The sequence below is a fragment of the Plantactinospora soyae genome (assembly GCF_014874095.1).
GTDB lineage: Bacteria > Actinomycetota > Actinomycetes > Mycobacteriales > Micromonosporaceae > Plantactinospora > Plantactinospora soyae.
In genome coordinates this window covers 9,482,418-9,500,906 of record NZ_JADBEB010000001.1, presented here as the reverse complement: position 1 = coordinate 9,500,906, position 18,489 = coordinate 9,482,418, and the positions used below count along the sequence as shown (strand labels likewise).

The window sequence follows — 18,489 nt, the reverse complement described above, 5'->3', positions numbered from 1 at the left end:
CCGCAGCATTACCGGTATGCCGACAACCACTCCCGCGGTCGAACTGACCGGTCTCACCAAGACCTACGGCGCGGTGACCGCCGTCGACGCACTCAGCCTGTGTATCGAGCCCGGCGAGGTGGTGGCCTTCCTCGGTCCGAACGGCGCCGGCAAGACCACCACGATCGACATGCTGCTCGGGCTGGCCCGGCCCGACACCGGCAGCGTCCGGATCTACGGCGAGACGCCGACGGACGCGGTCGCACTCGGCCGGATTGCGGCCGTCATGCAGACCGGTGGCCTGCTGAAGGACATGACCGTCGCCGAAACCGTCCGGATGACCGCCAACCTCTACCCGCACGCCCGGCCGGTCGCCGAGGTGCTGGACCGGGCCGGCATCACCGACATCGCCGGCCGACGGGTGGGTAAGTGCTCCGGCGGACAGCAGCAGCGGCTGCGCTTCGCGCTGGCCCTGTTGCCCGATCCGGACCTGATGGTGCTGGACGAGCCGACGACCGGAATGGACGTCGAGGGGCGGCGCGACTTCTGGACGGCGATCCGCCGGGACGCCCGGGCCGGTCGTACCGTGCTGTTCGCCACCCACTACCTGGAGGAGGCGGACGCGTACGCCGACCGGATCGTGCTGATCCGGTCGGGCCGGATCGTCGCCGACGGCACCACCGCGGAGGTCAAGAACCTGGCCGCCGGCCGGCTGGTCCGGGCCACCCTGCCCGGCGCGGACCAGGTCTGGCTGGCCGGGCTGCCCGGCGTCGAATCGGTCGAGGTACGCGGGGACACCATCCTGGTGCAGGCGGGCGACTCCGACGAGGTGGCCCGGTACCTGCTGAACCACACCTCGGCACGGGACCTGGAGATCACCTCCCGCAATCTTGAGGACGCCTTCCTCGCCCTGACCACCGGTACGGCCACCGACGCACTTCAGGGGAGCACCCGATGAGCACGACAGCGATGCCCCGTTCACGTCCGGCGATGGGCGGGTTCAACCTGCCGAACCTGCTGCTGGAGATCCGCAGGGTGCTGCGCAACCGCCGTACCCTGTTCTTCATCCTGGTCATGCCGGCGGTGTTCTTCCTGCTCTTCGGCCTGCCGAACCAGGGGCAGACGCTGGACAACGGCGCCCCGCTGACCGGCTACATCATGATCAGCCTCGCCGTCTACGGCGCGATGGTCGCCACCACCAGCGGTGGCGGAATGGTCGCGGTCGAGCGGGCCCAGGGCTGGAGCCGACAACTCCGGTTGACCCCGCTGCGCCCGTCCGCGTACGTCGCCACCAAGGTGCTCACCGCGATGACGCTCGGGCTGCTGGCGGTGCTGGTCGAGTTCGTGGTCGGCGCGCTGTGCGGGGTCAGCATGCCGGCCCACGTCTGGCTGCTCGCCGGGCTGGCGGCCTGGCTCGGGTCGCTGGTCTTCGCCGCGTTCGGTCTCTTCGTCGGCTACCTCGCCCCGGCCGAGAACGTGATGCAGTTCCTCGGCCCGATCCTGGCCATCCTGGCGATGTTCGGCGGGCTCTTCGTACCGCTGGAGGTGCTGCCGGACGTCATGCAGCAGATCGCCAGGTTCACCCCCGTGTACGGGGTGGGTGAACTCGCCCGCAGTCCGCTCACCGGCACCGGCGCCACCGCCGGCGCGGTCGCCAACGTGGTGCTCTGGACCGTCGCCTTCGGCTTCGGTGCGGCCCGGCTGTTCCGCCGCGACACCCAGCGAGTGTGACGGGGACGCGGGTCGGGAGCGGGTGTGCCCACCGGGTCGGGCGGGTCGACCGGGTCGCGGGCCGGGCGGATCGGGGCGGGCCGCCCGGCCCGGCCGGTTAGCGTGGCCGGTGTGACGGAACCGCGCCGAAGCGTGGGCTTCGGTTCCAGGTTCGGCTGGCTGGCCGCCGTGGTGTGGCTGGTCTACCTCGGGCAGCCGTTGGGCACGATCTGGAAGCACCCGCCCGGCCTGGCCCGGGACCTGGGCCTCGTCGCGATCGTGGCCTTCGGAGCCGGCTACCTGGCCCTGTTCGTCCGACTCCGGGCGGCGATCTGGCGACGTCGCTCGATTCCGCCCGGCCAGGCCGCGGCGGCGCTCGGCGGACTGTTCGCGATCGGGGCGCTCATCATCCCGTCGGCCGGCGAGGACTGGATGGTCACCCTGGTCTACGTCTCGGCCTCCGCGGTACTGATCCTGCCGACCCGCGCCGCCCTCGCGGTGGTCGCCGTGCTGGTCGTGATCCCGGTGGTCGTACCGCAGTTCGTTCCCGGCTGGGAGCCGGAGTCCGGGGTGGCGTTCGCCGTCCTGCTCGCCGCGGTCGCGGTGTTCGCGTTCGGCCGGCTGGTCGAACGGCAGACCCAGCTGCTCGACGCCCAGCAGGAGATCCACCGGTTGGCGGTCGCCGAGGAACGGGCCCGGACCGCCCGGGACCTGCACGACATCCTCGGACACTCGCTCACCGTCATCGCGGTCAAGGCGGAGCTGGCCGGCCGACTGCTCGAGATCGATCCGGGCCGGGCCGGTGCCGAGGTGGCGGACCTGGAGCGGCTGGCCCGGGATGCGCTCGCCGACGTCCGGTCCACCGTCGGGGCGTACCGTGAGATCACCCTCGCCACCGAGTTGGCCAGCGCCCGGACGGCACTGCGGGCGGCGGGCGTCGTGGCGGAGCTGCCAACCTCGGACGTCGAACTGCCACCGGCCCGCAGCGAGCTGTTCGGCTGGGCGGTCCGGGAAGGGGTGACCAACGTGGTACGACACAGTGGGGCCCGGCGCTGCGTCATCCGGGTCCGACCCGACGAGATCGAGGTGCTCGACGACGGTCGGGGGCCGCTGGTCGACGGAGCGGACGGGCCGCACCCCGGTCACGGCCTGCTCGGACTGCGGGAGCGGGCGGAACAGCTGGACGCCCGGGTCGTCGTCGGCCGTGGGCCGGGCGGACGCGGCTTCCGGCTTCAGGTCAGCTTCGCCGGAGCGCTGCCGTGACCGTGCCGATCCGGCCGGCGGGAGAGCTGCCGTGACAGAGCTGGCCGGCGGGACGGATGCGGTGACCGCGCCGATCCGGCTGTTGCTCGCCGACGACCAGGCCCTGGTCCGGGGCGCGCTGGCCGCGCTGCTCTCCCTGGAACCCGACCTGACGGTGGTGGCCGAGGTCGGCCGCGGCGACGAGGTGCTGGCGGCGGCCTGCCGGACCCGACCGGACGTCGCGCTGCTCGACGTGGAGATGCCGGGCCTGGACGGGATTGCCGCCACCGCCGCACTGCGGGAGGAACTGCCCGACTGCCGGGTGTTGGTGGTCACCACCTTCGGACGTCCGGGCTATCTGCGCCGGGCGATGGAGGCCGGCGCGGGTGGCTTCGTGGTGAAGGACACCCCGGCCCGGCAACTGGCCGACGCGGTCCGGCGGGTGCACGCCGGCCTGCGGGTGGTCGACCCGACGCTGGCCGCCGAAACCCTGGCCAGTGGGCACAGCCCGCTGACCGAGCGGGAGACCGAGGTGTTGCGGGCGGCCCGCAGCGGGGAGCCTGCCGGGGCGCTCGCCCGAGCACTGCACCTGTCCGAGGGGACCGTACGCAACCACCTGTCCGCGGCGATCGGAAAGACCGGGGCGCGGACCCGGGCCGAGGCGGTCCGGATCGCCGAGCAGAACGGGTGGCTGCTCGGCGATCCGGAGGACTAGCCCCGACGGTCAGAGGAAATAGCGCAGCCAGACGTACACCCAGGCGATCGCGGTGCTCAGGATCGTGACGATGATCCCGTACTTGGTGAACTGCCAGAACGAGATCCGGTGCCCGGTCCTGGCGGCGATGCCGATGGCCACCACGTTGGCGCTGGCGGCGACCGCGGTGCCGTTGCCGCCGAAGTCCGCACCGAGGGCGAAGGCCCACCACAACGCCTGGCCGGTTGCCGGATCCGGGGCCTCGGCCACCAGCCCTTCGACCACCGGCGCCATCGTGGCGACGTACGGGATGTTGTCGAAGAAGGCGCCCAGGATCGCGGACCCGAAGAGCAGTGCGGTCGCCGCGGCGAAGAAGTCGCCGTCCACCTGGTCGATCACCCACTCGCCGAACGTGGTGATCACCCCGGTGTGCACCAGGCCGGAGACCATCACGAACAGGCCCATGAAGAAGACCAGGGTGGGCCACTCGACCTCGTGCAGCACGTCGGAGACGTCGAGTTTGGACACCAGCAGCATGGTGCCGGCGCCGACCATCGCCACCACCGACGGGTCGATGTGCAGCACGGAGTGCAGCCCGAAGCCGACCACGACCAGGCCGAGTACGACCAGGCAGCGGACCAGCAGGCGTACGTCGGTGATCGCCCGCCGCTCCTGCAACGCCATCACGGCGGCGACGTGCTCCGGGTTGTACTGGAACGATTTCCGGAACAGCACCCGGGTGAAGACCACGAAGACCGCGAAGATCACGACCACGATCGGCGCCATGTGTACGAGGAAGTCCCCGAAGGTCAGCCCGGCCCGGCTGCCGATAATGATGTTGGGCGGGTCGCCGATCAACGTCGCGGCTCCACCGATGTTGGAGGCCAGCACCTCGGCGATGAGGTACGGCTGGGCCGGGATGTGCAGTCGGTTGCAGACCACCACGGTGACGGGTGCGACCAGCATGATCGTGGTGACGTTGTCGAGGAACGGCGACGCGATGGCGGTGATCACCATCAACATCACCATCAGCCGGTACGGCCGACCGGACGACTTCTTGGCGGCCCAGATCGCGAGGAAGTCGAAGACTCCCGTCTGCTTGATGACACCAACAATGATCATCATCCCGAGCAGCAGGAAGATGACCTTCCAGTCGATGCCCTCGTGCTCGGAGAAGAAGACGTCGGCGCCGGGGGCGAACCCGAGGACGGTCATCGCGGCGGCGGCGATCAGCACCACCTTGACCTTGTCCGCCTTTTCGGTGGCGATGAAGAAGAACGCCACGACGAAGATGGCGAGCGCGACGACAGCGTTCAACGGACCGGCTCCGTCGGCCCGCCGGCGACGCTGGCCGGCACCGTCGGCTCGCCGATGACCGTGGCCGGGTTCAGATGTCCGGGTCGAGGATGGCGAGCCTGGTCAGCAGCCGGTCCAGGGTGATGGCTCCGACGAGTACGCCGACCTGGTCGACGACCGCCACCAGCGGGCTGCGCTGCCGGGACATCAGGGCGGCCACCTCCAGCAGGGTGCCGTCGAGGCCGACGGTGATCACCCGGGCAGGTTCCCGGAGCAGACAGTCGCCGACGGTGAGGTTGCCCAGCTCCTGCCAGAAGATGTCGGCATGCGCCTCGTCGATGGCCCTGACCAGGGCGGGATCCTCCCGGTAGCTGCCGGGGACCGCCATCTGCAGCACCTGGGTGCCGGGAAGTACGTTCCTCGGCCGTCCTCGCGCGTCGACCACGATCAGGCCCGGCAACCGGCTCAGTGCCATCAGCCGGACCGCCCGCGCGACGGAATCCTGGACGGTCACCGTCGGCACCGCCACGGCGATCTGACGTGCTTGCATGACACCATTCCCCAGGGCATGGGCCAGCCTCGGCCGGCAGGTGCGGATGATCTGGCAACGGGTGGGTCGCGCCGACGCGCCTCGATTGGCGTACCGGGCTCATGCGGATCCGCCGAGCAGGTCCGACAGCCGGCGTTCAAGGTTGGCGAGCCGGTCGGCGACCGGGCTGCTGTGCAGGATCTCGGCGATCTGGTCGGCCTCGTCGCACTCCAACCCGATGCGCTGGGCCGGTACGTCCGGATCGTCGGGTCCGTAGAGCAGGAGTGACCGCTGGTCGGCATGGTCCACCAGTACGCCGAACCGCTGCCCACCCCGGGTCAGGAAGTGGTGCACGACGCCGACGCCGGGAACGGTGGTCCTGGTGATGTCCACTGTGGCCTCGCTCGGGTAGGGGCGGCGCGGGGAGCGCCGATCCGATCTCGGCCCCGGTTGTCGGGGATCGGGCTCGGATTCGGTCGCTGGTTCCGGTCTCGGTCTCGGGTTGGCCGCCGGTTCCGGTACCAAGAATCTGGGAATCCGCAGCTCGCAACCATCGGGCGCGACACCCATCTGGCCGGAGGCGGAACATGCAGATTTCCGGCCCGGGCGGATGGGTGATCCGCGCCGGTGGGTGCTGGACCGGATGGACAAAACGGCCGCTCTCGGGCGAGGCTGGCGGCATGACCGAGACCGCTGACCAGGCAACCGGCCCCCGGCACGGCGCCGCCGGGCCCCCGGGAACCCGGTCGCCGACCCGGGCGCTGTTCCGTCGGCTGTTCGTGCTGAACGGCCTGGTCTTCACGGCCGGCACGCTGGTTCTCGCGCTGTCTCCCGCCACCGTCTCGTCACCGGTGCTGCTCGCCGAGATCCCGGTGCTGACCGTCGGACTGGCCCTGATCCTCGCGGTGAACGCGTTGCTGCTCCGGGCCAGCCTGGCGCCGCTCGAGGCGCTCACCACGCTGATGCGGCGGGTGGACCTGCTGCGTACCGGCGATCGACTGGTCGACAGCGGGAACGGCGATCTGACCAACCTGATCGAGACCTTCAACGCGATGCTCGACCGGCTGGAGGCGGAGCGCAGCGCGAGTAGTGCGCACGCGCTCGCCGCGCAGGAGGGCGAGCGGCAGCGGATCGCCCGGGAGCTGCACGACGAGATCGGGCAGAGCCTCACGGTGGTGCTGCTCGGGCTGAAACGGGCGGTGGACCGCGCGCCGGAGGAACTCCGCGAGGAGCTGCACGGCGTACAGGAGACGCTGCGGTCCAGCCTTGACGACGTGGGCCGGGTCGCCCGCCGGCTCCGCCCGGACGTGCTGGAAGATCTCGGCCTACTCAGCGCCCTGAACGCCCTGGCGACCGAGTTCTCACAGGTCAGCGGGGTCCCTGTGGTGCGAAGATCGAAGTCGGATCTGCCGGTTCTCAGCGCGGAGAAGGAATTGGTGATCTATAGGATCGCCCAGGAGAGCCTGACGAACGTCGCCCGGCACGCATCCGCCACCAAGGTCGAGTTGTCGTTGTTGGCCGAGGCCGGAGCCGTGGTGCTGCGGGTCGCGGACGACGGTCTGGGCGAGGTACGCCAGGAGGGGGCCGGCATCCGCGGAATGCGGGAACGGGCACTGCTCATCGGGGCACGGCTGCGCATCGCCGCCGTCCCCGGGACGGGTACCGAGGTACGCCTGATCGTGCCGATGACGGCCGAGAGGAGTTGAGGGCGGTGTCGGTAGCCAAGACCCGGATCCTGCTGGCGGACGACCACGCACTGGTCCGCAGGGGGCTCCGGCTGATTCTCGATGCCGAACCCGACCTGATGGTCGTCGCCGAGGCGGCCGACGGTGCCGACGCGGTGGACGCGGTGCGCAAGACAGAGCTGGACCTCGCGATCCTCGACATCGCGATGCCGCGGATGACCGGACTCCAGGCGGCTCGCGAGATCGCCCGGCGGGCGCCCGCCGTACGGATCCTGATGCTCTCGATGCACGACAACGAGCAGTACTTCTTCGAGGCGCTCCGGGCCGGGGCGTCCGGTTACGTACTCAAGTCGGTCGCCGACCGGGACCTGCTGGAGGCGTGCCGGGCGGCGATGCGCGGCGAACCGTTCCTCTACCCGGGCGCGATCACCGCGCTGATCCGGGACTACCTGCACCGGGCCCGGCAGGGCGAGCGCCTTCCGGAGAGCATCCTGACGCCCCGGGAGGAGGAGATCATCAAACTCATCGCCGAGGGAAACTCCGCGAAGGAGATCGCCGAGGCGCTGGTGATCAGCGTCAAGACCGTCGATCGGCACCGCGCCAACATCCTGCAGAAGCTGGGCATGCGGGACCGGATCGACCTGACCCGCTACGCGATCCGAGCCGGCCTCGTCGAACCGTAGCGGTGTAAGGAAGGGCCCCTTCTTATCGTTTTCTGTATAGAAAGGGCCCCTTCTTAACACCTCAGCCGTGCACCTGCACCGCAGCCGCGCACCTTGCGCTGCCTCAGCCGCGCACCTTCACGACGGTACGCACGGTGGCCTGGTCGATGTCGGAGGTGCGTACGGTGAACGACAGTTCCCAGTCCCCGGGGATCGGGAAGTTCACCGCGCCGACGGCGTGATGGGGCTCGATGCCCAGCATCGGAACGCTCGTCGGCTCGACACCCTGTACGGGAAGCGCGGTGGTCAGGCTCCACTCCACCGCCGGCAGCGGCTTGCCGTCCAGCGTGTAGACGTACGCGTGCACGGTGTTGCTCTCGCCGAGCTGTACGGGATAGATGTCGAACTGCAGCGTGTAGAGCGGGGAGTTGAGCGACTGCGCGAAGGTGTCCGAGGCGGCCGCGCTGGCCTCGATCCCGGCGTTGCGGCCCGGAGTCGTCTGCACCAGCACCGCGCTCACGGCGAGTACCAGCAGCCCGACCGCCACCTCCAGGCCCACCGTCCGGCGCAACCGGGCGTGCGCCGGAGCCGCCACCGTACCGTCCGGCCCGGAAGCGGAAGCGGAAGCGGAAGCGGAAGCGGAAGTGGAAGTGGACGCGGACGCGGACGCGGAAGTGGACGCGGAAGTGGACGCGGAAGCGGAAGTGGACGCGGGAGCGGGACCGGACGCGGGACCGGACGCGGAAGCGGGAACGAGAGCGGACGCGGAAGCGGGAACGAGAGCGGACGCGGAAGCGGGAACGAGAGCGGACGCGGGAGCGGGTGCGGCCGGCGGTCGGCGGAGCAGGCGGCGGGCCTGGGCGGCGATGCCGAGGAGTACCGCGAGCAGGGCCACCTTGGCCAGGACGAGCCGGCCGTAACCGGTGTCGACCAGCGCCGCCAGGCCGCCGATTTCGATCACCGCCTGGACCACCCCGCCGGCGACGAGCCAGAGTACGGCGATGGTCGCCCACCGGGACCAGACCGGCAGGATCACCGCCAGGGTACGGGGATGGCCGGTCCGGAGCAGGAAGCCGAACAGGGTCACCAGGCCACCGAGCCAAACCGACATGGCGGCGATGTGTACGACACCCGCGATCCCGCTCGCCACCGGCGCGGGCGACGCCGCCGCGTGCCCGGCGAGTGGCCAAGTCGCCAGTCCAGCAAGCCCGAGCAGTATCAGCAGGGTGGTTAAGAAGGGGCCCTTCCTATACAGAATGCGATAAGAAGGGGCCCTTCCTTGCAGTAGTGGCGGGAGTAGGACGGCGAGCAGCAGCAGGATGCCCAGCCGGGCGGAGAGGGCCATCCCGAAGTCCGAGCCGAGCACCTGCCACAGTTCGGCGGCGGAGACGTCGAACAGCCCGGCGCCGCTGGTGTAGGGGGCCTGGACCCAGAGCCCGGCCAGGGTGCTCGCCGCCACCAGCCCCAGGCCGACGCGTACCAGTCGGACCGGGCCGCGCCGGGACAGCCGACGGGGCCAGAGCAGGGTCAGGAACAGCGCCGGGCCGATCAGCAGGACCAGCCCGGCGTAGCCGAGATACCTGGTCACCGGTACGGCGATCCGGACGTCGGCCCGGACCCCCTCGTCGACCGGCTCCGGAACGCTGGCCGACTCGGCGCCGACCGCGAAGGTGAAGCTCCCGGCGACCGGATGACTGTCGGCGGAGATCACCCGGTAGCTCACCAGGTAGCTGCCGAGCGGCCGATCGGCGACCCGGATCGGGATCCTCAGGACGGTGTCGCGGACCGAGGCGCTGCCGCTGTTGATCCGCTTGCCGTCCGGGGCGAGCACCTGCGCCCGGCCCGGCACCAGGGCCACCGGCTCGCTGAAGGTCACCGTGACTTCGGTGGGGGAGAAGCCCAGTACGGCCTTCTGCTGTGGCACGGTCGAGACCACCGCGGCGTGCGCCACCGCCGGGGTCGCCGGCCCGAGCACCACCACCAGACCACCGAGCAGTACGGCCAGGGCCGTGAGCAGTACCGTCAGTCCACCGGCCCGGGGCCGCCCCACCTGAGAAGGTTCCACCTCAAATAGATCGTTTCGTCAGGTCGAAAGGTTCAATCTGCCATCTGACTGAGCGGTAACTTTGTTTTCCGGATGTGGTAGGAACTTGCCCGTGTTCCCGGATTATGACGATGACTTTGGATGGCTTGAGGCGCTGTCCGGCCCCGACGCGACGGCCTGGGTACGGGCCCGGAGCGCGGAAACCCTCGCCGCGCTGACCGAGGACCCCTCGTTCGCCGGGTTGCGCGCCGCACTGCGTCAGGTGCTGGACTCCCCGGACCGGGTGCCGTTTGTGCATTGGGACGGAACCTACCTCTACAACCTCTGGAAGGACGAGGCCCATCCACGGGGGCTCTGGCGGCGGGCCACCCTCGACGAGTACCGGCGGGCGGCTCCGCGCTGGCAGGTGCTGTTGGACGTGGACGCGCTGGCCGCCGCCGAACACGAGCCCTGGACCTGGCAGGGCGCGATCATCGAGCGCCCCGGGCACGAGCGCTGTCTGGTCCGGCTGGCCCGGGGCGGCGCCGACGCGAGCGTGGTCCGGGAGTTCGACCTGACCCGCCGCGAGTTCGTCGCCGACGGGTTCTACCTGCCCGAGGCCAAGAGCGACGTCGGCTGGATCGACGCCGACCAGATCTACGTGGGTACCGACTTCGGCCCCGGATCACTGACCGCCTCCGGCTATCCCCGGATCGTCAAACGCTGGCGCCGGGGTACACCGCTGTCCGAGGCTACCGTCGTCTACCAGGGCCGGGACGACGACGTCGCGGTGTACGCGGTGCACGATCCCACCCCCGGCTTCGTCCGCGACTTCCTCGGCCGACGGCTGGACTTCTTCCGGCGCGAGGAGTTCCTGCGTACCGTCGACGGCGAACTGGTCCGGATCGACGTGCCGGAGGACGCCGAGACGGACGTACACCGGGAGTGGCTGCTCATCGCGCTCCGCTCCGACTGGACTGTCGCCGACCGGACTTATCCGGCCGGTGCCCTGCTGGTCACCCGGCTGGACCGGTTCCTGACCGGCGAGCGGAACCTGACCGTCGTCTTCGAACCCGGCCCCGAGACGGCGCTGACCCGGCACGCCTGGACCCGCAACCACCTGATCCTCAGCAGCCTGGTGGACGTACGGAGCCGGACCGAGGTGCTCACGCCGGACGAGGACGGTTGGCGGCGGGCGCCGCTTCGGGAGAGCACCGAGGCGGGGGAGGAGGATCGGCACGTCGTCATCGTCGACACCAACCCGGAGCACAGCGACGAGTACCTGCTCGCCAGCACGGGCTTCCTCCAGCCGACCGCGCTGCACTACGGCACCGTCGGTACGGCGGCACCGACGCTGAAGCGTGACCCCGCGTTCTTCGACCCGACCGGAATGGACGTCCGGCAGTTCTTCGCCCGCTCCGCCGACGGCACCCGGGTCCCGTACTTCGTGGTCGCCCCGCCGGGGAAGCCGGCCGGACCGACGTTGCTGACCGGGTACGGCGGCTTCGAGATGGCCTGGACCCCGAGCTACAGCGGCATCATCGGGCGGGGTTGGCTGGCCCGGGGCGGCAGCTACGTGGTGGCCAACATCCGGGGCGGCGGCGAGTACGGCCCGCGCTGGCACCGGGCCGCGCTGCGGGAGAACCGGCCCCGGGCGTACGAGGACTTCGCCGCCGTCGCCACCGACCTGGTCGAGCGCGGCATCACGGCACCGGCGCGGCTCGGCATCGAGGGCGGCAGCAACGGCGGGCTGCTGATGGGCGTGATGCTCACCCGCTATCCGGAGCTGTTCGGCGCGGTGGTCGCCCGGGTGCCGCTGCTCGACATGCGCCGCTACCACCTGCTGCTGGCCGGCGCCTCCTGGATGGCCGAGTACGGCGATCCGGACGACGAGGCCGACTGGGCGTTCCTACGGGAGTACTCGCCGTACCACAACGTCCACCCCGGGCGGTCGTACCCGCCGGTCCTGTTCGTCACCTCGACCCGCGACGACCGGGTACATCCCGGCCACGCCCGGAAGATGGCCGCCCGACTGCGCGGGTACGGCTACGACGTCTCGTATTACGAGAACGTCGAGGGTGGACACGGTGCCGCCGCCGACAACGCGCAGCTGGCGTTCAAGTGGGCGCTGATGCTGCGCTTCCTCTGGCGCTGCCTCACGGTCTGACGGCTCGGGGGCCGCCGCTCGCGGACGTACCCGATCGGTTTCGACCGGGGTGACGACCTCGCCCGCCCGTCCCGGTCGCCGGGCCCCCGGCCCCGGCGACCGGGACGTCAGCGGATCGGATCGGACCTCACCCGCCGCCGCCACCCCCGCAGCCGCCACCACCTCCGCAGCTACTGCCGCCGCCGCTACTACCCCCGCCGCAACCACTACTTCCGCCGGAGTCGCCGCTCGGCCCGCCGCAGTACCCGCCACTCGAACTGCCGCCGTCGCCGCCGCCCGAACCGGCCGATCCGGTGGAGGCGGCGCCCAGCCGCTGCTGGATCTCGGCCTCGGCGGCGAAACCGGGATCCGCCGCCCAGAACGCCTCAGGGCCGAACACCGCGACTCCCATCGCGGCGCCGGTCACTCCGTAGGTGGTCCAGGACGGCTCGTAGGCCGGGGAGAGGTGGGTGTACTCCTGGCGCAGGTCGGCGAGCGCGCGGGTGCCGGCCCGGGTTCGGTCCGGTTGTGTCCGCAGCACGGTGCCGGCCACGGCGAACGGCGCCACGATGAGCATCTCCGGGAGCAGCGATCCGCCGTTCGCGAACCCCGCGAACAACCAGAGCATGCCCACCAGCACCACCACGAGCACCGCCCGTGACCACCGGCGGATGCCCCGGCGGACCTCGTCGCTCACCAGCAGTCCGGCCCGTTCGAGATCGGCACGCAGCCGGGTCAGCTCGGCGGAGACCCCGCTGTCGGACGCCAGTTCGCGGACCGAGAGCCGTTGGTTGGCGGCTCGGTACACGGCGGTTGCCAGGGCGCTCGCGTCGACCGGCCGGTCGCCGGCGACCACCAGATGGCGGTCCGGTGCGGGGCCGATCGCGACCGCGCCCGCCTGCCGCAGTGCGGCCAGCGCCGAGACGACGGCCAGTCGGGGACCGCCGCCGAGGTACGCGACCTGCGCGGCGCTGAGGTCCGAGACGCGTACGGCGGCCGGGCCGGCGAGCAGCCGACGGCGCTGTACGAAGCCGACGACGACCACCACCACCGCCACGGCGAGATAGAACGCCAGGAACGTGGTCTCCCCGACTCCCCACGTCGTACTTGCCGCATAGAGCTTCATGACCCTCCCCGTCGTCGAACGTCCCCTGATTGTGCGACCGGTGCGCCAGTCGACCACCGTCGATCCGTCTTTCTTGACCGAAACTTGCGGTGTGCACGGCGACCGGTGCCCGGTGCCCGGTGCCCGGCGACCGGCGACCGGAGCGCGGTGCCCGGAGTTTGGCGACCGGCGACTGGCGACTGGCGATTGGCGATTGGCGATTGGTGCCGGCCGATCATGGCATCGCGCTCGGCGGCACCGGCCGGGCACCGGTCCGCTACCCGTCGGCCCGCCCGAGGTTGCCGGTGATGGAGATCCGTTCGTCGTGGCCACGGGGGCTCGGGACGAATGTCGGCCTGACCCGGGACGGGGAGCTCGGTACGACCCGGGTGGCGAGCACCACGGCGAGCGGGACGGCGAGGAGTACCGCGCCGGGTAGGAACGGCAGACCGTCGACGGGCCGGCCGTACCCGGCGGCCCGCATCAACGGCTCCCCGGCCGGCGACGCCAGGATGAACTCGGCGTACATCAGGGGCGGGCCGAGCACGACGGCGCCGATCCCGACCGCGATCCAGCGCGGAACGGCCCGGGGACGTCGTCTCATCGTCATGACGGCGAGGACGACGGCCACCAGCACCGTACCGAGGGCCGCCGCGTAGCCGATCTCCCAGGCGAGGCCGCCGGTGAGTCCGCCGAGGACGACCAGCGCCAACACGGGCGTGCCGACCGCCGGCACGGCGACCGCGAGCGGCAACCGGTCCCCGCGTACGGCGAGCGCGGTCACCATGGCCAGGGCGGTGAGCATGCCGACCGTGATCGCGGTGACGGTCGGGTACCCGGCCGGGGTCAGCGCGTCCGGCCCACTCGCCCGGGCCAGCAGCGCGGGCGCGCACAGGGCCGCCATCGCCGACACCCAGGCGAGCCGGCGCCGCCGCACCTCGGGTAGCGGAACCTGCCGGTACGTCGCCCCGGCCGGCCCGGGCGGCACGGCAGGTTCGCTCCGGCCGCGGGGCGTCGCGCGTCCACCCTGGTCACCGAGTACGCCGCTGAGCCACCACCCGGTCGTCAGCACCGCCACGCCCAGGCCGAGGGTGCCGGGCACCGTGCCAGGACCGGTGAGGTCGGCGGCGTCGAGGAACGAGTCGAGCGGAAGCAGCACCGCGCCCCCGAGCAGTCCGGGCAGGAGTACCGGGCCACGCCCGGCCGCCGCGACGATCAGCCCGAGTACGGCGAGCACGACACCGGCCTGCCGCAACTCCTGGGCCCACAGGTGCAGCTCCCAGCTCTGTACCTCGTCGACGGCGGCCACCTCGGACAGGCCCGGTGTGAGGACCGTCAGGCCGTACGTCCACAGCCCGAGCCCGATCGCCACGACCGCCAGCCCGAAGCGCTGGAGCCGTACCGCCGATGGTCCGTCGACTGGCACCGCCGCTGCGGTTGTCCCTGTTGATGCGGGTGCGGGTGCGGGTGCGGGTGCCGGGGCGGTTGCGGGGTCGAGCCGGGGGCGGGCTGCCGAGACGCCGTAGCAGAGGACGAAGGCAGTGGCGGTGAGGAGTGGATGCAGCGTGTTCGTGACGATCATTACGACGGTCTCGATCGCCCAGGACCCCTGCCCGACGGGGCCGAAGCTGCCTGCACCGCCATCCGGGGCCAGCAGGGTCATCGGAAACCACCAGAGAGCCGTGTCGAAGTCGACGTTCTCAGCGATCGCCGCGTGCCGGCCGGCCACGATCGCGGTCAGGTCGAGGGCGACCAGGCCACCCAGCACGGCGACGGTGACCGCCAGCACCCGGCGTCGTACCCGATGGATGATCCAGGCGGTGGCACCGGCGAGCGGTGCGAGCAGTGCGACCCAGAGCAGCACCGGAAGCACCGGTTCGGCCTCCAGGATGGTGACCCCCTCCTGCGGGGTGAGGTCCGACCCGGCCCGGGAGGCGACGTACATGGCGAGTGTGCCGCCGGCCATCACGATCGGGGCGATCACCGCCGAGCCGGCCACGCCGAGCCGGGTACGGTGCGCCCAGTCGACGGGCAGCCGACGGCCCGACCAGGCGCCGAGCCAGCCAGCCGTACCGGCGGCGACCGCGAGTCCGGCCAGGGCGACGGCGGTCGCGGCCCAGTCGATGCCGGCTCCACCGTCGGGGCGGTAGCTCGACGGATAGCCCCGGGCCAGCGACAGCAGCATCGAGCCGAGCCTCGGAAAGACAGTGGCCAGGATGAGGCAGAGCAGGACCGCGCCGAGCAGCATCAGCAACGGTTGCAGCGTACGGCCCACGCCGGGCAGGTACTCGCGCCAGCCGCGTGGTACGCCGTACTCGTCCTCGACCGGGGGCGAGCCGGCCAAACTGATCGCGAACCGTAGTTGCCGGAGCGCCCGTACGACCGGGGTGCGGGTCGGGTCGGCGCCGATCGCCGCCACCTCGGCCTGCCACTCCTGAAGCATCTCGGTACGCAGTTCGGCCGGCCACCGGCGGCCGGCGAGTCGCAGCAGCGCGGCGGCGAGCGGCGGAACGCCGCTGGTCCCGGTCACGCCGGCCCAGCCGCAGTCGCCACCGACCAGCCGGCGAACAGGGTCGATGCCGGGCTCAGGGTCGATGCCGGGCTCATGGTCGACGCCGGGCTCATGGTCGCGGGCCGTGGTTTCGTGCTGCCCGGTCGGAACGACGTGCCGGCAGCCCGGCCGAGCTGGTCGTAGAGGGCGGCCAGTTCGGTACGCGCCTGGACCAGGCCGTCCGGGGTGAGCCGGTAGTAGCGGCGGGCCGGGCGCCCGGCCGCGACCGGATCAACCTCCTCCCAGGCCGAGTCGACCCAGCCGGCCCGTTGCAGCCGGACCAGGATCGGATAGAGGGTGCCGCTCGGTAGTCCCGTGCTGCCGATCAGGTCCAGACCGTAGCGGTCCGTCGCAGGCTCCTCGAGAAACGCCGCGAGCACTCTCGCCACGGCCGTGGTGACCCGTATCTCGCTACCCATACTCCGAACTCTACATAGGGTCGGTCGGGCATCGAAAGGGATCAGAGGCGTCAGTCGGTCACGGTACGGATGCCGAGGCCGATCAGGATCGCGCCGGTCAGCCGGTCGAGTGCCCGGCGCACCCTGGCGGTACTCAGCAGCCGGGCGGCCGCGCCCGAGATGGCCGTCCAGCCGGCGAGCCAGCAGGTGTGCAGGGCCGCGTGCGCCGTCGCGAGCACCAGCATCGGGACCAGCACCGAACGGTGCGGATCGAGGAACTGCGGCGCGAGGGTCAGGTAGACGGCGGCGGCCTTGGGGTTGAGCACGTTGCCGAGCAGCCCCTGAAGGTAGGGATGGTGTCCCCGCCACGGCAGCCGCCGAGACCGGGGAACCGCTGGCCCGGACGCGGCGGCCGGCTCGGAAATCGTCGGCTCGGAAATCGTCGGTTCGGCCGCCGTCGGTCCGGCTGTCGTGAGTCCGGAGGTCGTCGGCTCGGGAATCGTCGGCTCGGGAATCGTCGGCTCGGGAATCGTCGCCGGCGCAGGGGAGTGGGGTTGCCGGTGGCGGGTCGCGGACCAGAGCAGCCACAGTCCGAGCCCGACCAGATAGCCGGCGCCGATCACCTTCACGACCCAGAACGCCTGTGCGGAGCGCAGCACCAGCGCCGCGAGGCCGACGGCGGCAAGGGTCGCGTGCAGGTAGATCCCGGTGACCGTACCCAGGATCACCCACCAGCCCTGCCGGCGACCGCCGGCCGCGACCCGCGAGACGACCAGCGTCAAACTGGCCCCGGGGGTCGCGGTGATCGGTGCTACGGCGACGAGGAATCCGAGTACGGAGACGCCGTGCACGCTCAGACGACCACGCGGTAGTGCGTGGTCAGAAGTCCGGCGTCGTCGTAGACGTGGAACGCCACGCCGGGCGGCTGCCGGAAATCGACCAGCGGCCCTTCGCCCTCCCACGGCAGCCGGAGCGTGGAGGCGACGCCGGGCGCGATCAGCAGTGGCCGGCCGGCGAAGGTGCTCGCGGCGGCGGTGTGGAAGTGCCCGGTCAGCACCGCCACGACCTGCGGATGGGCGGCGAGCAGTTCCGCCAGGGGCTCGGCGGGAAGCAGTCGGATCGGGTCGATGACAGGGTGGTGCAACTCGACCGGCGGGTGGTGGAAGGAGACGAAGACCGGCGTCGCGTCCGGCACCGAGCCGAGTTCGTCCGCGAGCCAGCCCAGGGTCTCGTCGTCGAGGTGCCCGTCGTCCTCGCCCGGGATCGACGAGTCGGCGAGCAGGAAGACCACCCCGGCGACGTCGTACCGGGTGTTGATCGGGCCGGTGCCGCCGCCGTCCTGGCCGAGCAGACCCTTGCGGTACGCGTCGCGGACATCGTGGTTGCCGGGGCAGAGCATGACCGGTAACGGCGACGCGAAGAGCTTCGCCGCGGTCTGGTACTCGGCCACCTCGCCATGGTCGGCGATGTCCCCGCTGATCAGGATCGCGTCGACGGGACGGGGCAGGGCGTGCAGGTAGTCCATCACCCGGGCGGTCCGTTCGGCCGACCGGGGATGGCTGTCGAGGTGCGTGTCGCTCAGGTGTGCGATGACGAGCACTACCGTCCCCCTAATGGTTGCTCCATCCTTAGGCATTAGGGACGCTACACTCGGCCCAGTCGGCCGAACAAGCAGGTATCAGGTATCGGAAGGGGACCGGATGTCGCAGCAGCTCGTGCTCGCCCTGGCCAGCACCATCCGGCACGACGGCAACGGTGGCGTCGCCGATGACCTCGCCGACGTCGCCGGGTTGGCAACCTGGCTCCGGGAGCAGTCCGACCCGCTGCGCGAGTACGTCGCCGAGCCCGGATGGGACGCGGGCACACTCGACGAGCAGCTTCGGCTCGACGGGGTCGACGAGCAGCTTCGGCTCGACGTGGTCGCGTTGCGGCGGGCCGTGCGTACCCTGTTTGCGCGTGCGGTTCGGCCCGGACCGCCGAGTCGGGCCGACTCCTCGGCACTGCTGTCCGTGCCGGACGCGGTCGAACAGCTCAACCGGGCCGCCGGGCAACTGCCGGTCCGGCCCGTGCTGAGCTGGCCGGAGGAGGAGGCGCCGATGGTCGGTTGGCGCGCCGAACCGGCTGAGGCCCGACGGCGGCTCACCGCAGGACTGGCCCGGGCCACGATCGAGTTCCTGACCAGCCCGGCCCGCGCCCAACTGTTGGCCTGCCCGGCGCCGCGCTGCGTGCGCTACTTCGTCAAGGCGCATCCGCGTCAGGAGTGGTGCAAGCCGTCCTGCGGTAACCGCGCCCGCGTCTCCCGCCACTACCAGCGCCACACCACGAACCGCCCGTAGCTCGATGCCGCCAAGATTCTTGTTGAGTACGGGTTAGCAGCTAACCCGTACTCAACAAGAATCTTGAGCTGCCGACGTCGGGTCACTGGTCCAGGTAGGCCAGTACGGCGAGTACGCGGCGGTGGCCGCTGAT

General features: G+C 71.3%; 17 protein-coding genes. 8 read left to right on the top strand and 9 right to left on the bottom strand.

Going from position 1 to position 18,489, the window contains the following annotated elements; genetic code table 11:
- Positions 1-16: 16 nt before the first annotated feature.
- The 4 genes from H4W31_RS41415 (at position 17) to H4W31_RS41400 (ending at position 3,646) form a co-directional block, all read left to right on the top strand.
- The gene (locus H4W31_RS41415; RefSeq protein WP_192771572.1) at positions 17-937 is read left to right on the top strand and encodes an ABC transporter ATP-binding protein; all 921 of its coding nucleotides are present in this window, start codon (positions 17-19) and stop codon (positions 935-937) included.
- Positions 934-1,710 carry an ABC transporter permease gene (locus H4W31_RS41410; protein WP_192771571.1) on the top strand — a complete coding sequence of 259 codons (777 nt, stop codon included), beginning with the start codon at positions 934-936 and terminating at the stop codon, positions 1,708-1,710. Before H4W31_RS41415 ends, H4W31_RS41410 begins: the two co-directional genes overlap by 4 nt.
- Positions 1,711-1,821: 111 nt before the next feature.
- Positions 1,822-2,952 carry a sensor histidine kinase gene (locus H4W31_RS41405; protein ID WP_192771570.1) on the top strand — a complete coding sequence of 377 codons (1,131 nt, stop codon included), beginning with the start codon at positions 1,822-1,824 and terminating at the stop codon, positions 2,950-2,952.
- Between the two features lie 31 nt (positions 2,953-2,983).
- Positions 2,984-3,646, top strand: coding sequence for a response regulator (locus H4W31_RS41400; RefSeq protein ID WP_404825675.1), 663 nt, complete (start codon positions 2,984-2,986; stop codon positions 3,644-3,646).
- Between the two features lie 9 nt (positions 3,647-3,655).
- Here the strand turns inward: H4W31_RS41400 and H4W31_RS41395 are convergent, their stop codons facing one another.
- The 3 genes from H4W31_RS41395 to H4W31_RS41385 all read right to left on the bottom strand — a co-directional run bounded on the left by H4W31_RS41395 (position 3,656) and on the right by H4W31_RS41385 (position 5,843).
- A complete protein-coding gene (locus tag H4W31_RS41395) occupies positions 3,656-4,942 on the bottom strand; it encodes an ArsB/NhaD family transporter (protein ID WP_192771569.1) in 1,287 nt (428 codons plus the stop codon).
- 70 nt (positions 4,943-5,012) lie between these two features.
- Positions 5,013-5,471 (bottom strand): CBS domain-containing protein, encoded by a 459-nt coding sequence (locus H4W31_RS41390; protein ID WP_192771568.1) that lies wholly within the window; start codon positions 5,469-5,471, stop codon positions 5,013-5,015.
- 99 nt (positions 5,472-5,570) lie between these two features.
- On the bottom strand, positions 5,571-5,843 hold the full coding sequence (locus H4W31_RS41385) for a hypothetical protein (protein ID WP_192771567.1): 273 nt from the start codon (positions 5,841-5,843) through the stop codon (positions 5,571-5,573).
- Positions 5,844-6,130: 287 nt separating this feature from the next.
- Here H4W31_RS41385 and H4W31_RS41380 point away from each other — a divergent pair, with 287 nt between their 5' ends.
- Positions 6,131-7,156, top strand: coding sequence for a sensor histidine kinase (locus H4W31_RS41380; protein ID WP_192771566.1), 1,026 nt, complete (start codon positions 6,131-6,133; stop codon positions 7,154-7,156).
- A gap of 5 nt (positions 7,157-7,161) precedes the next feature.
- Entirely contained in the window at positions 7,162-7,818 is a 657-nt protein-coding gene (locus H4W31_RS41375; protein WP_192771565.1) for a response regulator, read from the top strand.
- A 103-nt stretch (positions 7,819-7,921) separates the two neighbouring features.
- Here H4W31_RS41375 and H4W31_RS41370 read toward each other — a convergent pair whose 3' ends face one another.
- Entirely contained in the window at positions 7,922-9,862 is a 1,941-nt protein-coding gene (locus H4W31_RS41370) for a copper resistance protein CopC (protein WP_192771564.1), read from the bottom strand.
- A gap of 91 nt (positions 9,863-9,953) precedes the next feature.
- On the opposite strand from H4W31_RS41370, the gene H4W31_RS41365 reads away from it, so the two are divergent.
- Positions 9,954-11,987, top strand: a complete 2,034-nt coding sequence (locus H4W31_RS41365; RefSeq protein WP_192771563.1) for a prolyl oligopeptidase family serine peptidase — start codon at positions 9,954-9,956, stop codon at positions 11,985-11,987.
- A gap of 127 nt (positions 11,988-12,114) precedes the next feature.
- Here the strand turns inward: H4W31_RS41365 and H4W31_RS41360 are convergent, their stop codons facing one another.
- From H4W31_RS41360 to H4W31_RS41340, 5 genes are all read right to left on the bottom strand, one after another.
- Positions 12,115-13,092 carry a TIGR04222 domain-containing membrane protein gene (locus tag H4W31_RS41360; protein WP_192771562.1) on the bottom strand — a complete coding sequence of 326 codons (978 nt, stop codon included), beginning with the start codon at positions 13,090-13,092 and terminating at the stop codon, positions 12,115-12,117.
- 256 nt (positions 13,093-13,348) lie between these two features.
- The gene (locus H4W31_RS41355; protein ID WP_192771561.1) at positions 13,349-15,601 is read right to left on the bottom strand and encodes a hypothetical protein; all 2,253 of its coding nucleotides are present in this window, start codon (positions 15,599-15,601) and stop codon (positions 13,349-13,351) included.
- Positions 15,598-16,041 (bottom strand): PadR family transcriptional regulator, encoded by a 444-nt coding sequence (locus H4W31_RS44985; RefSeq protein ID WP_192771560.1) that lies wholly within the window; start codon positions 16,039-16,041, stop codon positions 15,598-15,600. Before H4W31_RS44985 ends, H4W31_RS41355 begins: the two co-directional genes overlap by 4 nt.
- 50 nt (positions 16,042-16,091) lie before the next feature.
- On the bottom strand, positions 16,092-16,871 hold the full coding sequence (locus H4W31_RS41345) for a LysE family translocator (protein WP_192771559.1): 780 nt from the start codon (positions 16,869-16,871) through the stop codon (positions 16,092-16,094).
- Between the two features lie 2 nt (positions 16,872-16,873).
- A complete protein-coding gene (locus H4W31_RS41340; RefSeq protein WP_192771558.1) occupies positions 16,874-17,620 on the bottom strand; it encodes a metallophosphoesterase in 747 nt (248 codons plus the stop codon).
- 100 nt (positions 17,621-17,720) lie between these two features.
- Between H4W31_RS41340 and H4W31_RS41335 the strand changes: the two genes are divergently transcribed.
- A complete protein-coding gene (locus H4W31_RS41335; protein WP_192771557.1) occupies positions 17,721-18,356 on the top strand; it encodes a CGNR zinc finger domain-containing protein in 636 nt (211 codons plus the stop codon).
- Positions 18,357-18,489 lie beyond the last annotated feature (133 nt).

Coding starts and splice junctions, on each gene's coding strand:
- H4W31_RS41335 (WP_192771557.1), top strand. CDS start 17,721: ATGTCGCAGCAGCTCGTGCTCGCCCTGGCCAGCACCATCCGGCACGAC.
- H4W31_RS41360 (WP_192771562.1), bottom strand. CDS start 13,092: ATGAAGCTCTATGCGGCAAGTACGACGTGGGGAGTCGGGGAGACCACG.
- H4W31_RS41415 (WP_192771572.1), top strand. CDS start 17: ATGCCGACAACCACTCCCGCGGTCGAACTGACCGGTCTCACCAAGACC.
- H4W31_RS41380 (WP_192771566.1), top strand. CDS start 6,131: ATGACCGAGACCGCTGACCAGGCAACCGGCCCCCGGCACGGCGCCGCC.
- H4W31_RS44985 (WP_192771560.1), bottom strand. CDS start 16,041: ATGGGTAGCGAGATACGGGTCACCACGGCCGTGGCGAGAGTGCTCGCG.
- H4W31_RS41390 (WP_192771568.1), bottom strand. CDS start 5,471: ATGCAAGCACGTCAGATCGCCGTGGCGGTGCCGACGGTGACCGTCCAG.
- H4W31_RS41410 (WP_192771571.1), top strand. CDS start 934: ATGAGCACGACAGCGATGCCCCGTTCACGTCCGGCGATGGGCGGGTTC.